General features: G+C 69.0%; 16 protein-coding genes and 1 tRNA gene. 5 read left to right on the forward strand and 12 right to left on the reverse strand.

Translation table 11 applies throughout. The annotated features are described in order from the left end of the window. Positions 1–4 precede the first annotated feature (4 nt). The 7 genes from J4H86_RS21375 to J4H86_RS21405 all read right to left on the reverse strand — a co-directional run bounded on the left by J4H86_RS21375 (position 5) and on the right by J4H86_RS21405 (position 2,313). Complete coding sequence (locus J4H86_RS21375; RefSeq protein ID WP_236539749.1) at positions 5–421, reverse strand: hypothetical protein; 417 nt, start codon at positions 419–421, stop codon at positions 5–7. A 106-nt stretch (positions 422–527) separates the two neighbouring features. Beyond that, a complete protein-coding gene (locus J4H86_RS21380; protein ID WP_236539751.1) occupies positions 528–887 on the reverse strand; it encodes a hypothetical protein in 360 nt (119 codons plus the stop codon). Then, positions 874–1,089 carry a hypothetical protein gene (locus tag J4H86_RS21385; protein WP_236539753.1) on the reverse strand — a complete coding sequence of 72 codons (216 nt, stop codon included), beginning with the start codon at positions 1,087–1,089 and terminating at the stop codon, positions 874–876. Before J4H86_RS21385 ends, J4H86_RS21380 begins: the two co-directional genes overlap by 14 nt. Before the next feature lie 164 nt (positions 1,090–1,253). After that, positions 1,254–1,574, reverse strand: coding sequence for a hypothetical protein (locus tag J4H86_RS21390; protein ID WP_236539755.1), 321 nt, complete (start codon positions 1,572–1,574; stop codon positions 1,254–1,256). Then, positions 1,574–1,792 carry a BldC family transcriptional regulator gene (locus J4H86_RS21395; protein WP_236539756.1) on the reverse strand — a complete coding sequence of 73 codons (219 nt, stop codon included), beginning with the start codon at positions 1,790–1,792 and terminating at the stop codon, positions 1,574–1,576. Before J4H86_RS21395 ends, J4H86_RS21390 begins: the two co-directional genes overlap by 1 nt. 81 nt (positions 1,793–1,873) lie before the next feature. After that, the gene (locus J4H86_RS21400) at positions 1,874–2,074 is read right to left on the reverse strand and encodes a helix-turn-helix domain-containing protein (protein WP_236539758.1); all 201 of its coding nucleotides are present in this window, start codon (positions 2,072–2,074) and stop codon (positions 1,874–1,876) included. Beyond that, entirely contained in the window at positions 2,071–2,313 is a 243-nt protein-coding gene (locus J4H86_RS21405) for a helix-turn-helix transcriptional regulator (protein ID WP_236539759.1), read from the reverse strand. Before J4H86_RS21405 ends, J4H86_RS21400 begins: the two co-directional genes overlap by 4 nt. A gap of 304 nt (positions 2,314–2,617) precedes the next feature. Between J4H86_RS21405 and J4H86_RS21410 the strand changes: the two genes are divergently transcribed. Then, on the forward strand, positions 2,618–3,001 hold the full coding sequence (locus J4H86_RS21410; RefSeq protein ID WP_236539761.1) for a hypothetical protein: 384 nt from the start codon (positions 2,618–2,620) through the stop codon (positions 2,999–3,001). 469 nt (positions 3,002–3,470) lie between these two features. After that, positions 3,471–4,928 (forward strand): tyrosine-type recombinase/integrase, encoded by a 1,458-nt coding sequence (locus J4H86_RS21415; protein ID WP_236539763.1) that lies wholly within the window; start codon positions 3,471–3,473, stop codon positions 4,926–4,928. Between the two features lie 95 nt (positions 4,929–5,023). On the opposite strand, the gene J4H86_RS21420 is transcribed toward J4H86_RS21415, so the two are convergent. Further along, positions 5,024–5,096: transfer RNA gene (locus J4H86_RS21420), tRNA-Arg, on the reverse strand. Between the two features lie 339 nt (positions 5,097–5,435). Here J4H86_RS21420 and J4H86_RS21425 point away from each other — a divergent pair. Continuing rightward, a complete protein-coding gene (locus tag J4H86_RS21425; protein WP_330932442.1) occupies positions 5,436–6,548 on the forward strand; it encodes a M15 family metallopeptidase in 1,113 nt (370 codons plus the stop codon). Between the two features lie 103 nt (positions 6,549–6,651). Here the strand turns inward: J4H86_RS21425 and mscL are convergent, their stop codons facing one another. The 4 genes from mscL to J4H86_RS21445 all read right to left on the reverse strand — a co-directional run bounded on the left by mscL (position 6,652) and on the right by J4H86_RS21445 (position 9,137). After that, on the reverse strand, positions 6,652–7,059 hold the full coding sequence (mscL, locus tag J4H86_RS21430) for a large conductance mechanosensitive channel protein MscL (RefSeq protein WP_236539765.1): 408 nt from the start codon (positions 7,057–7,059) through the stop codon (positions 6,652–6,654). Between the two features lie 29 nt (positions 7,060–7,088). Further along, a complete protein-coding gene (locus tag J4H86_RS21435) occupies positions 7,089–7,760 on the reverse strand; it encodes an SAF domain-containing protein (protein WP_236539767.1) in 672 nt (223 codons plus the stop codon). A 210-nt stretch (positions 7,761–7,970) separates the two neighbouring features. Next, on the reverse strand, positions 7,971–8,366 hold the full coding sequence (locus tag J4H86_RS21440; RefSeq protein ID WP_236539769.1) for an FmdB family zinc ribbon protein: 396 nt from the start codon (positions 8,364–8,366) through the stop codon (positions 7,971–7,973). Between the two features lie 99 nt (positions 8,367–8,465). Beyond that, on the reverse strand, positions 8,466–9,137 hold the full coding sequence (locus J4H86_RS21445; protein WP_394356403.1) for a 5-formyltetrahydrofolate cyclo-ligase: 672 nt from the start codon (positions 9,135–9,137) through the stop codon (positions 8,466–8,468). 124 nt (positions 9,138–9,261) lie between these two features. Between J4H86_RS21445 and galU the strand changes: the two genes are divergently transcribed. Together galU and glp are read left to right on the forward strand one after the other, a co-directional pair. Further along, positions 9,262–10,191 carry a UTP--glucose-1-phosphate uridylyltransferase GalU gene (gene galU, locus J4H86_RS21450; protein WP_236539770.1) on the forward strand — a complete coding sequence of 310 codons (930 nt, stop codon included), beginning with the start codon at positions 9,262–9,264 and terminating at the stop codon, positions 10,189–10,191. A 334-nt stretch (positions 10,192–10,525) separates the two neighbouring features. Continuing rightward, on the forward strand, positions 10,526–11,773 hold the full coding sequence (gene glp / locus J4H86_RS21455; protein ID WP_236539772.1) for a molybdotransferase-like divisome protein Glp: 1,248 nt from the start codon (positions 10,526–10,528) through the stop codon (positions 11,771–11,773). Positions 11,774–11,802: the final 29 nt, after the last annotated feature.

Genomic DNA, 11,802 nt, shown 5'->3' on the forward strand with positions numbered 1-11,802 from the left:
GTGGTCAGGCGGGCCGCTTCCAGGCGTGGTAGCGGGCGCGGGCTGCGGCTGCCTCGGCCGCCCGGCAGTCGGCGCAGGGCTTCTCGCCGCGCCTGCGGTGGCGCCGGTATGCGGAGGTGGTGCCGCACGGGACGAGACCGCTCCTGGCCCTGGTGCGTGGCTCGGGTCGTGGCTGCTGGGGCGGCCCGGCCGCGCGCCACATGACACCGCCGGCGACCGTGCCGGCCGGGCGGGCGTCGCCGGCCCACGCCCGGCACGCGGCCAGGAGCGGGCAGCCGAGGCAGAGCCGGGCGGCCTCGATCGCGTCCGGGGCGTGGATGGACTGCGCGCGCGTCCACAGGTCGGGGTCGGGGTGAACGGCGCACACGGAGGCGGCCTCGGTGATCCACCCGGGCGCGGTCGGACCTGGCGTCACCACCACGACCACCCCCCGCCGGCGTTCGTGGCGGCCCGGAGCTGCCACGCGACGTGACCAGCGGCCACGACGAGGAGCCCGGAGGCGATCTCGGCGAGCACGAAGAGAGCGATCATCGTGACCACCGCCCTGTGCGCCGCGCCCGGTGCCGACCGCCTTCGACCTCGTCCACGACGTCGACTAGGTCCGTGAGGTCGTCGACGGCAGCGGCCGTCATGCGGCGGTGCCACGGGGACGTGCTGTAGCAGCCCAGACGAGACACGACCCGCTCGCGGGACACGGCGTCGGTGCACGCGGCACGCGTCGCCCACGCCGAGTACGCGACCAGGTCGTCGTAGGCGTCGAGCTGGCGGTTCTCCCTCGCGGCGGCGACGCACCAGCCGAGGGCGACCAGGAGAACGGCCGCGCCGACGATCGTCACCGCCAGGGCGACCGGCGGGAGGACGGAGAGGTAGCGGTCAAGGGCGTCCATCGGACCCCCCTTTGTCCTCGTCTTCGTCGTCCCGGCTTCGCCGGGCGTCCGGGTCGATGTCGCCCAAGACCGTGACGCCGTGCGCCCGGAGAAGGTCGACGACGGTCGTGGTCACATCCACGACGTCGTAGCGGCAGCACTGGTCCGTCCGCGCGATCGCACGGGCGATGGTGTCGACAGACACCCGAGCGTCAGATCCCATCGGTCGCCACCTCCTCGGCCTCGGCCGGGCGGGCCACCGCGGGACACACCGACGAGTGCGGAATCCGGGGGCACGCCCCGCAGCTCTGGCACCGGTCGGACGGGGTGCACGGGCCCCCGCGGTACGGATCGACCAGGAGGCACGAGCACGTGGGCGCAAGAAGGTCACTCATCGGCGGTCTCCCCCTCGCGGTCGACCATCGCCCACACCTCGACGGCGACGTCATCGACGACCGTGGTCGCGGTCACCTTGGTCCACGCGGGGCTGGCGTGGGTCGACCGCTCCTCGTGCGCCTCGACGCCGAGGGCCTCGGCCCACGCGGCGACGACCGCGCGCTCGGCGTCGTCGCCGGTGTGGGCGCACGTCTGGCCGACCAGCTCGCCCCGGCGCACCGTCCACTGGACGGGCGACGCGGCGGCATCGGAGTGGATGGTGAGCAGCACCATCAGGACGCGCGCGGCGTCGGCCTGCGTGGGGGTTCTCATCACTCGCCACCCCCCGCAGGGGAACCGCCGGTGAGCAGCGCGCGAACCTCGGTCTCCCGATACCGGCGATGCCCACCCAGCGTGCGGATCGAGGTCAGCTTGCCCGCCTTCGCCCAACGCGTGACGGTCTTCGGGTCAACACGGAACATCGCGGCGACCTCGGCAGGGGTCAACAGGGGCTCAGGCGTGAGCCCTCCGTGGTCTGGGATACTGGTCATTGGCCCTGTCCTTTCTCTTGGTGGTGATGGGGCCGAGCCCTCGTCCCGGCGGCATCCGGGCGGGGGCGCTTTCATGAGGGGTCAGGCGACGGCCTGGTCGACGAACTCGTCGAGGGCTTCGATCGGCACACGGCGTGCGGTGTGGATCTTGATCGACCGAAGTCGGCCGGTCTTGATCAGCGACCAGCACATGGCCTCGCTGATTGCGAGCGCACCGGCGGCTTCGTGGACCCGCAGTAGCCGGCGTGGCGTCGGCGCTGCGTCGGCGTCGACGGAATTCATGCCGCCACCTCCTCGGCATTTATCGGCATCCTGAGGATCGCGGCGCGCCGGACGCCGAGGGCGTCCGCGATGCGACCGGCAAGAACCGCCGAGCAAGCACGAGTTTCAAGTTCGATGTTGCTGACGTGCTGTGATGTGGTTCGGGCGCGGTCGGCGAGCTCGGATGTGCTCATGCCGAGGAGGTGGCGGAACTCGCGAATGGCGGTGCCGTTCACCGCCGCTGTGGGGGTCTTGGGCATGGCAGCACTATAGGCATCCATAGGCATGCATGCAAGTCAGTGAGGGCATGTTTCGGCATCATGCCCGGTGGGTTGTTACTTCAGGGGGGCCCTTACTGTTCCGCTATATACTCGTACCCAATAGGCAACAAGGATGCCTATTGATGCCTAGGGCGATATACGTAACGATCCTCGGTATGGAACACTTGCTCACGGCACGGAAGGGCAGTCCGCCATGGCGCGTCCAAGCATTGACCTTGGGGATCGCGCGGCCGAGGTTGGCGCCGCCGTGCGGGCGCGACGCGAAATGCTCGGTGTAGACCGCATGGAGTTCGCCCGGCGGGACCCCTCCGTTTCCTACCGGATGCTCCAAGACCTGGAACGCGGGAAGCGTAGTCGCTTCAGCGAAGATGTAATTGCAAAGGTCGAAGCGAAGCTTGCTTGGGCGCGTGGTTCGATCGAGCGGCTGGCCTCCGGGGTGGCGCCAGTTGATCTAATCCCTACTGGAGAAGGCAAGGTCGAAGCCGGACTGAAAGCGGCTAGCCTCGCGCAGCACATCGTTCGGGACCTCGCGGACGACATCGCGGCCGACGAGGACCTCTCTCCCGACGAGGCCAACGAACTCTTAAAGAGGGCACTGGAACAGGCCCGGACACAGGCGCTCATGATCGTTCACATGGAGCGCGAACGCCGCCGACGCGATCGATAGCACTACCCGGCGGGCGTAACAGAGAGTGTTGATTTCCAGGGCGAACAACCTGGAAAGCCTGAAATGATTTCGTTCTGTTACGGACATGTTGGGTGATCACGCTTACCGTGGCATTTCACCCCAGCAGAATCCCCCGGGGGGGCAATGTCCGTAACGCCCTTAACTAGCGCTCGTCCCCGCATTTGGATCATGCGGACGCGACTACCACCAGGAACCGCGATCATAACCGTCATCGATGCCGCTGGCGCCGGCATCGACGGCGGCTACCTGATCACCATTAACCAGACAGCCCCGACGGCAACCGCACACGCGGCCTTGGCCGCAGCCGTCCCGTCGCTCACCGATGTGGAGCTCGAAGTCGCCCTCGCCGCGGCCGAAGCTCCACCCGATCCCTAAAAAGGTGGGCCGCCGCGTTGCACCGCGGCGGCCCAGGCTCTCGTCCACAGCAGATGAACGAGGAGAACAGCATATGACCGACGAAGGACGAGGACGCGCCCCCAACCTGCGCTCCTCCATCTACTTCTCTGACTCCGACGGCCTCTGGCACGGCTGGGTCACCATGGGCGTCAAGTCCGACGGCCGCCCCGACCGGCGCCACCGGAAAGCGCAGACCGAAGCCGAAGTCACCCAGAAAGTCCAGGCGCTCGAAGCCGACCGGGACGCGGGCCGGGTCACGAAGACCGGCAGAACCCCTACTGTCGAGCAATGGTTCGAACGGTGGCTGACGAGGGTCGTTTCCCGCGAGGTCGACGAGAACACCCTCACGACGTCCTACGAGCCAACTGTGCGACGCCACATCATTCCGGGCCTCGGTCGCCACCGCATCGACAACGTGCTGCCGGACCACATCGAGGACTTCTACGAGCGCCTGGCTGACGAGAAGGGGCTCGCCCAGTCCACGATCTTGAAGGTTCACTGGAGGCTGATGGCTGGCTTCCAAGTGGCCACCGATCGGGATCTGATCAAGCGCAACCCGGTCTCATTGGTGAAGCCGCCCTCGAGTGAAGCGGTGGCCGAGGGCGAGCCGCTCGGACGGGAGGAGGCACGTGTACTCCTGAGGGCATGCCGGGGTCGACGGATGGGCATCCGCTGGTCGTTGGCACTCACCTTGGGGATCCGCCAGTCCGAAGCCCTCGGCCTCCGGTGGCCCTACCTGAAGGCCGCATGCGACCCATGCCGAGTGGTCTACGACCTCCAGGACCTGTTCGCTACCGACGCCAAGGGCTGCCCGGCGTGCAGTGGCCAGCTCCACTATGAGGCCCGGGTCGAGTGGCAGCTTAAGCACCGCCCGTTCCGTCATGGGTGCGAGGACATCGCGGCGTGTACTAAAGGTAGGCACCTCATCGCCTGCCCGACGGGGTGTAAGGGTCACCACAAGCCGAAGTGCGAGCCCGGATGCACGGCGCGGTATCACCAGTGCCCGAAGCGCCCGTGCCCGACAGCGTGCGAAGGCCACGGCCGTGAGTGTCCGGATCGGGTCGGCGGCGACTACTACTTCGGGCGGCGCAAGGCGTCGGGAAAAGGAAAGGGGAAGCAGCGCCTGGTCTTGCCCATCCCGCCCCCGTTGGTGACGGAGCTCCGGGTGCACTGGCAGATGCAGCGGCACGAGGCAGACCTTGCAGGAGAGAACTGGGAAGGCGCCACATGGGACCTGGTCTTCGCCTCTCCAGCCGGAGGGCCGATCGGGAAGCACACCGACTGGGAAGACTGGAAGCGCCTCCTGGCCGTGGCCGGGGTGCGCGACGTTCGGGTTCACGATGGGCGGCACACCGCCGCGACTATCCTCACGGAGCTTGGGGCAGACGCCAGGACCGTTCAGGAGATTCTCGGCCACTCCCAGATCTCGCAGACCGAGCGGTACATCCACGTGAGCAGCGACCAAGCGCGCGCGGCGATTGGGAAGATGTCGACGCTGTTCGACGAGTAGTAGAGGTGCATGGAGCGCTGTGGACTGCAACCTGGATTGCAACCCACAGGCTCCGTTCTTGGTGACGTTGCGAAGTGCTCGCAGGTCACCGCGTGTGGCCCCAGCAGGATTCGAACCTGCGGCACCCGCTTTAGGAGAGCGGTGCTCTGTCCCCTGAGCTATGAGGCCCGGCACACCAAGGATATCGGAACCGCCGGCAGGTCGTGCCTTTCATGCTCGGCGGGCGAGCGTGTGTGTGCGGACCGCTAGGATCGACCCTCTGTTGCGAGTAAGGTTTTAGGACGGTTTGAATCCGTAACCGACGGATCCAGTACCGCTCGAATGTGTGTGGGCCCCGGCCCCCGCGGTTGTGACCGGTTGTGGGAGACTGCCGCGCGTCGCATCGAGCGGGCGTCCGTATCGGAGACGGGTGTACGCTCTAGGCGCTGTGTCGGCGCCATCGGCGCGAGTCGCAAACCCCACCCTGACCGCGCCGATCGAGGTATGGGCAGTCGGAGGACCATTTCAGTGCCGTTCGCATCGGGAGTGCTGCCATGGACCCGCGGCACGACGACCGGCGGTTCGAGCAAGGGTGCTCTGCGTGATCACTCCAGGCTCACACGCAGCAGCGTCCTGGTGATCGCGGCCGCGTTGCTCGCCGGGCCCGTGGGCCAGACCGCGGCCGCTCCTGTCCTGTCGCCGGTCTCGGCCGACGATCTGGACGACTTGGCGGAGCAGGCCGAGGAGGCACGCGACGAGCTCGAGGAAGCCACCGACGCCTACACCGAGCGCGAAGAGGAGCTCGAGGCGGCCCAAGAGGAGTTGGTCTCGACCCTGCACTCCCTACAGCAGACCGAGCTGCGACTCGGTGAACTGCGGGAACCACTGGCCGAACTGGCGGCGACGCTCTACAAGCAGCCCGAGGCCGGCGTCGTCGGCGTACTGACCTCAGAGTCCCTCGGTACCGACCTCGAGGTGGAGTCCTACGTCCACAAACTCGCCGAGGACCGGGAAGCCGTCCTGGAAGAGGCGAGCGGGCTGCACGACGACCAGGGCGAACTGACCACGTCCGCCCAGGAGCTCCAGGCGAGCACCCAGCTCGAACGGGTGGAGCTGGAAGACGAACTGGAGGAGCTCCGCAACCTCTCCGAGGAGAGCACCGAAGCCCTCTACGCCGAGCTGGAGGCCCGCGGGATGTCCGTGGACGCCTACATGGCCGGCGTGGACTGCGACACCAGCCAGGTCGAGGCGGCCGACAACGCCCCCAACGGTCTGATCCCCGAGGACGCCCTGTGCGACGTGGGGGACGGTGACCTGCTGCGGGCCGACGCCGCGATCGACTTCCTCGCCCTGAACCAGGAGTACAACGAACAGTTCGGTGAGGACATCTGCATCACCGCGGCCTATCGTGACCTGCCGAACCAGCACCGCGTCTACGCCGAGCGCCCCGGATTCGCGGCGATCCCCGGAACGAGTACCCACGGTCGAGCCCTCGCCCTCGACCTGTGCAACGGGTTGAACAACTACCGTTCCGAGAAGTGGAACTGGTTGGAGACCAACGGGGCGCCCTACGGGTGGATCCACCCCGACTGGGCGAAGGGAAGCCCGTTCGAGCCGTGGCACTGGGAGTACGAAGGCTGAGCCGGCGGCCGCGAGGGGCGGCCGAGGACTCCGGCCAGTCCCGAACCCTCCGCCGTGGCGCCACACAAGGCGTGGGGCTTCGGGACCGCCGACAGCGCTGACCTCAGGTCGCCACCTGGGGCGTCACCTGGACGGTGCACTGCGAACAGCGCGTCGCCTCGTTCGGGATCTCGCTGCGGCATTCGGGGCACTCACGCGTGGTGCTCTCCTCCAGTCGGGTCATCCGGTCGTAGAGCGCGCCCATGGGCAGGACGACCAGGAAGTACAGGATCGCGGCGATGATGACGAACGCGATCACGGCGTCGACGAACGCGCCGTAGAGGAACTGGCTGCCGTTGATCTCGAAGTAGAGGTCCGAGAACTCCGGGACACCGCCGAAGATCCCCAGCAGTGGCGTGATGAAGCCCTTGGTGAACGCCGTGATGAGATCACCGAACGCGGCGCCGATCACGACCGCGACCGCGAGTTGGATCAGGTTTCCCTGCAACAGGAACTTGCGGAATCCGCTCACGACAGCACCCTCAATCAACCGTGTGTTTTCTACCGGCTGCGTATCGTAACGGAAAGCCGTCCGTCCACGGCGCTGGACGCCAGGGCCCGTGCCTCGTCCTCGGTCACCGCGACGAGCAGCAGCGCGTCCCCTCCGGTCGCGCCCTCGGCGTCGGGCACCGTCATCACCAGGCGGTCACTGGCCACAACGGCGGCGCCGCCCCCGCTCAGTCCCACCTCGGTCTCGGTGGTGGCGAGGACGTCGATGCGCGTCCCGGGCGCGACGAGTTCGGCGACACCGGGATCGGCGATCCGTACCGGGGCGGCCACCAGGTCGGGCCCGTAGTCGGCGGCGGCCGGTTCGGACAGCCGGGCCACGGTCAGGATCTCTCCCTCGCCCACGGGAGCGTTCAGTCGCGCCGTGGTGAGGTCGGCGTCACTGGGCAGCGCGCCGGCCGGGACCAGTGCTGGGGGAACCGAGCGCACGGTGACCGCCGAGCCGTCGACGGCGTCGCTCGCGGTCAGGTCGTGCGCGGCGGTGAGGACGGCGACGGACTCACCCTCCACCGGGCGCAGCGCGAGCACCGTGGCCGCCGCCGCGAGTAGCCCGCACAGCGCCGAGAGGCGTCGGCGATGGCGCAGGACGGACCAACGCAGGGGGAGCGTCCGCGCGGTCAGGGTGGGGTGGGTCCCGCGGGATCCACGAGAGGCCGACGGTGCCATGGCGCCTCCGACGAGGAGTGGATGGCGCCACCATAGGTCGGCGAGCGCGGTTTCGCCGTGGGCTGTCCACAGGTCCGCTCACCGCTGTCGCGAGTCGGGGCGGTTCGCGGGGGTCCAACGCGGCCACACGCGTCATGGTGGATCGGGTCCGTCGAGGACTGGGCACGCTGACGGGCCCCGCGGGTGCCGCGGGGCCGCGCACTGGGTGGGTCAGGCGTTGGCGCTGGCGGCGGCCTTGGAGCCGGAGGAGCCAGAAGACCCGGAAGAGGTGGAGGAGTCCGAGCTACCGGAGCCGGACGACGCGGTGGAGCTCGAGGAGGAGTCGCCGCCGGAGCTGGCGGTCTCCTTGGCACCGCTGTCGGAGTCCTTGGAGCCGCTGGAGCCGTTGGATCCCGCTGAGCTGGAGGAGTTCAGCGAGGAGCTGGAACCGGAGCGGCTGTCGTTACGGTAGAAGCCGGAGCCCTTGAACACGACACCGACGGCGGAGTACACCTTGCGCAGGCGGCCCTGGCACTCGGGGCAGGTCTGGAGGGGGTCGTCACTGAACTTCTGGACGGCCTCCAGCTCCTTTCCGCACTCGGTGCACGCGTACTGGTAAGTAGGCACGAACTCCTCCTCGTTGGCACTCTCGCCCGTCGACTGCTAAATGGTACGCGCACGGGGACGCCATTGCGAGTCGCGGGTCGGAGTCAGGCGTTGGCTCCGTCAGCTCACAACGCCGGGACCGGCGGATCTCTTCCCCTCCTGGGGGGTGCCGCCCGTTGCGTCGGGCTCGTGTCCGTCGATCCAGTGGATCCCGCCGCCGGGCGTCGCCACGGCCCGCACCGGGACGTCGTGCGGCTCCGCCGGAAGCCTGGACACGAACTCGGTGTCATAAATCACACCGATGGTGAGGGTGTGTGGTCCGGTGCGGGCCAAGGCCCGATCGTAGAAGCCCGCACCCTTGCCCAGCCGGAACCCACGCTGGTCGACGGCCATCGCCGGCGTCACGACGGCACTGACCCGGGCCAGGGCGTCCGGCCCGTATCGCGGTCCCGTCGGTTCCATCAGGCCGAACCGGGCCGGCGCCACACTGTCGGGGCCGTCGTAGGCCGCCCAGTCCAGGACACCGCCCGGAAGACACACCGGCAACAGCACGTACACCCCGTGCTTCCACAGGCCGGTGACCAGTTTGCGGGTGTCGGGCTCGGTCCCCACCGAGTAGTAGGCCGCGACCGTGCCACCCATGGTGAGCTGCGGAATCCCCAGGAGGATGTCCCGGAAGGCCGAACCCGCCGCGGACACCTCCTCGACCGACAAGGCCTCGCGGGCGCGTTCCAACTCCGCGCGCAACCGCGCCTTCTCCGACGGATCCCCAGCGAGTCGCTCCGTTGTCACCCCGCCAGTCTGCCACGCGGCCCCGAGCCACGCCGGGGTTCGTGGCGGCGAAGCTCCCCGCGACTACACTGCCCGGCCCGCGCGCATTCGGCTGCGTGTTACGTCGCTGCCCTAGAGTTCGCACATGAGTGTTTCCCCAGTTGATACGCATCAGATTCGCAAGGCGGTGGTGCCGGCCGCCGGCTTGGGCACGCGGTTCCTCCCCGCGACCAAGGCGATGCCCAAGGAGATGCTGCCGGTCGTGGACAAACCGGCCATCCAGTACGTGGTGGAGGAGGCGGTGGAGGCCGGACTCACCGACCTGCTGATGGTCACTGGGCGGAGCAAACGCTCGATCGAGGACCACTTCGACCGCGCCTACGAACTCGAGGAGGCGCTGCGAATGAAGAACGACACCCAGCGCCTCCACGCGGTCCGCGAGACCAGCGCGCTGGCCAACGTGCACTACGTGCGCCAAGGGGAACCGCGAGGGTTGGGCCACGCCGTGCTGTGTGCGGAGCCGCACGTGGGAGCCGAGCCCTTCGCGGTGCTGCTGAGCGACGACCTCATCGGTGGAGACCTCCTCAACGAGGACGCGACGCTGCTCAAGCGCATGATCCAGGTACGTCAGGAGCGCGGAGGCAGCGTCATCGCCTTGATGGAGGTGCCTCCGGAGCAGGTCTCCCTCTACGGTTGCGCCGCGATCGACGGAACCGAGACGGCCGATGTCGTGACCGTCACGGACCTGGTGGAGAAGCCGGCGCCCGATGAGGCGCCGAGTCGGTGGGCCGTGATCGGGCGGTACGTGTGCGACCCCGCCGTGTTCGACGTCCTGCGTGACACCGCGCCGGGGCGGGGCGGCGAGATCCAGCTCACCGACGCGCTACGGGAACTGGCCCAACGCGAGCCGAGCGAGGGGGGTCCCGTCTACGGGGTGCTGTTCCGTGGCCGGCGGTTCGACACCGGGAACAAGATCGACTACCTGCGAACGGTGATCGAGTACGCCGTGGATCGCCCCGATCTGGGCCCGGAGCTTCTACCCTGGCTGCGCGAGTTCGTGCGCCAGCGCGGATGAGGCACTGACATCGGGGGAGGGCCGCCGTGACTTCCTTCCCTCTCTCCGAAGGGAGAGGATTCCGTATCGTCGCCGGCGCCACCGGGAGGACCCCTCGCTGTCCGGCCCTCGCGCCGCCGGCATCGCCCGAGTAGCCCGGGCCGAGACTCGGCCAGCCGCGCAACGGTCCTCGCCGCGTTCAACCATGATCGTGCGGGGTACGGCAGACGGTGCGCCGACGCGTCCGGGTGAACCGAACCCACGTACGACAACCGACAGGGAAGCGAAGCATGTGTGAGCCGTGCACCGAACCCCTTACCGGCCTGAGGGCCGCGGCCTCCTTCGGGAGGAACCGGTGAAGACAGTGGATCAGCACGTCGCCGACATCGTGGGGACGGTGCGCCCGCTCGACCCCGTCGAGGTCGACCTGGCCGACGCCCACGGCACCGTGCTCGCCGAGCCCGTCACCGCTCCGGTGTCTCTCCCCCCGTTCGACAACTCCGCCATGGACGGCTACGCCGTGCGCGCGGCCGACGTCACCGAGGCGACCGAGGCCTCCCCGGTGTCCCTTCTGGTGGTCGGCGACATCGCCGCCGGGGACACCGCGGCCCACACCGTCAACGCCGGAACCACGCTGCGCATCATGACCGGGGCGCCGATGCCCAGCGGCGCCGACGCCGTGGTCCCGGTGGAGTGGACCGACGGCGGTGTGACGCGGGTGGAGATCCGGCGGCCCGCGGCTGCGGGTGGTGCCGTCCGGCCCGCCGGTGGGGACGTGCTGGCGGGTGCCGAGGTACTCACGCCCGGTACCCGTCTCACCGCCGGCGCCCTCGGGGTGCTCGCGGCCGTCGGACGACGCAAGGTCCGGGTGCGACCGCGGCCCCGCGTGGCGGTGCTGTCCACCGGAGAGGAGCTCGTCGCGCCGGGAACCTCGCTGGCCCCCGGGCAGATCTGGGAGTCCAACAGCTACTGTCTGGCCGCCGCGGCGGAGGAGGTCGGCGCGGTCGGTCGGCGCTACGACGCGGTCCGTGACGACACCTCGACGGTCCTCCGCAGGATCCAGGAGGTGCTGAGCCAGGCGGACATCGTCGTCACCTCCGGTGGCGTCAGCATGGGCGCCTACGACGTGGTGAAGGAGGTGCTGTCCGAGCTGGGGACGGTCACCTTCGAACAGGTCGCCATGCAGCCGGGCAAACCCCAGGGCTACGGGACGGTGGGCGATCCGGCCGTACCGATCCTCACGCTGCCGGGCAATCCGGTCAGTTCCTACGTGTCGTTCGCGCTCTTCGTCCGGCCGGCACTGCGAGTCTTGCAGGGCCTCGAACCCACGCCGTTGCCCACCGTGCGCGCGCGGCTGGACACCCCCGTGCGCTCGCCAGCGGGCCGTCGTTCCTACCTCCGGGGCGTTCTGACCTACGACCCCGCGCACGCCGCGACGGAGTCCGGCGCGCCGCCCTACCGGGTGGAGACGGCGAGCCGGCAGGAATCCCACCAGCTTTCCGCCCTCGCCGCCACCGACTCACTGGTCCAGGTCCCGGAGGACGAGACGGAACTCCCGGCGGGCACGGTCGTGGAGGTCGTCAAACTGCCGACGATGATGTAATTGGCGCCGAGCCCCAGACGCACTGGGGG

Origin of the sequence: Spiractinospora alimapuensis, assembly GCF_018437505.1 — a bacterium.
GTDB classification, from domain to species: Bacteria; Actinomycetota; Actinomycetes; order Streptosporangiales; family Streptosporangiaceae; genus Spiractinospora; species Spiractinospora alimapuensis.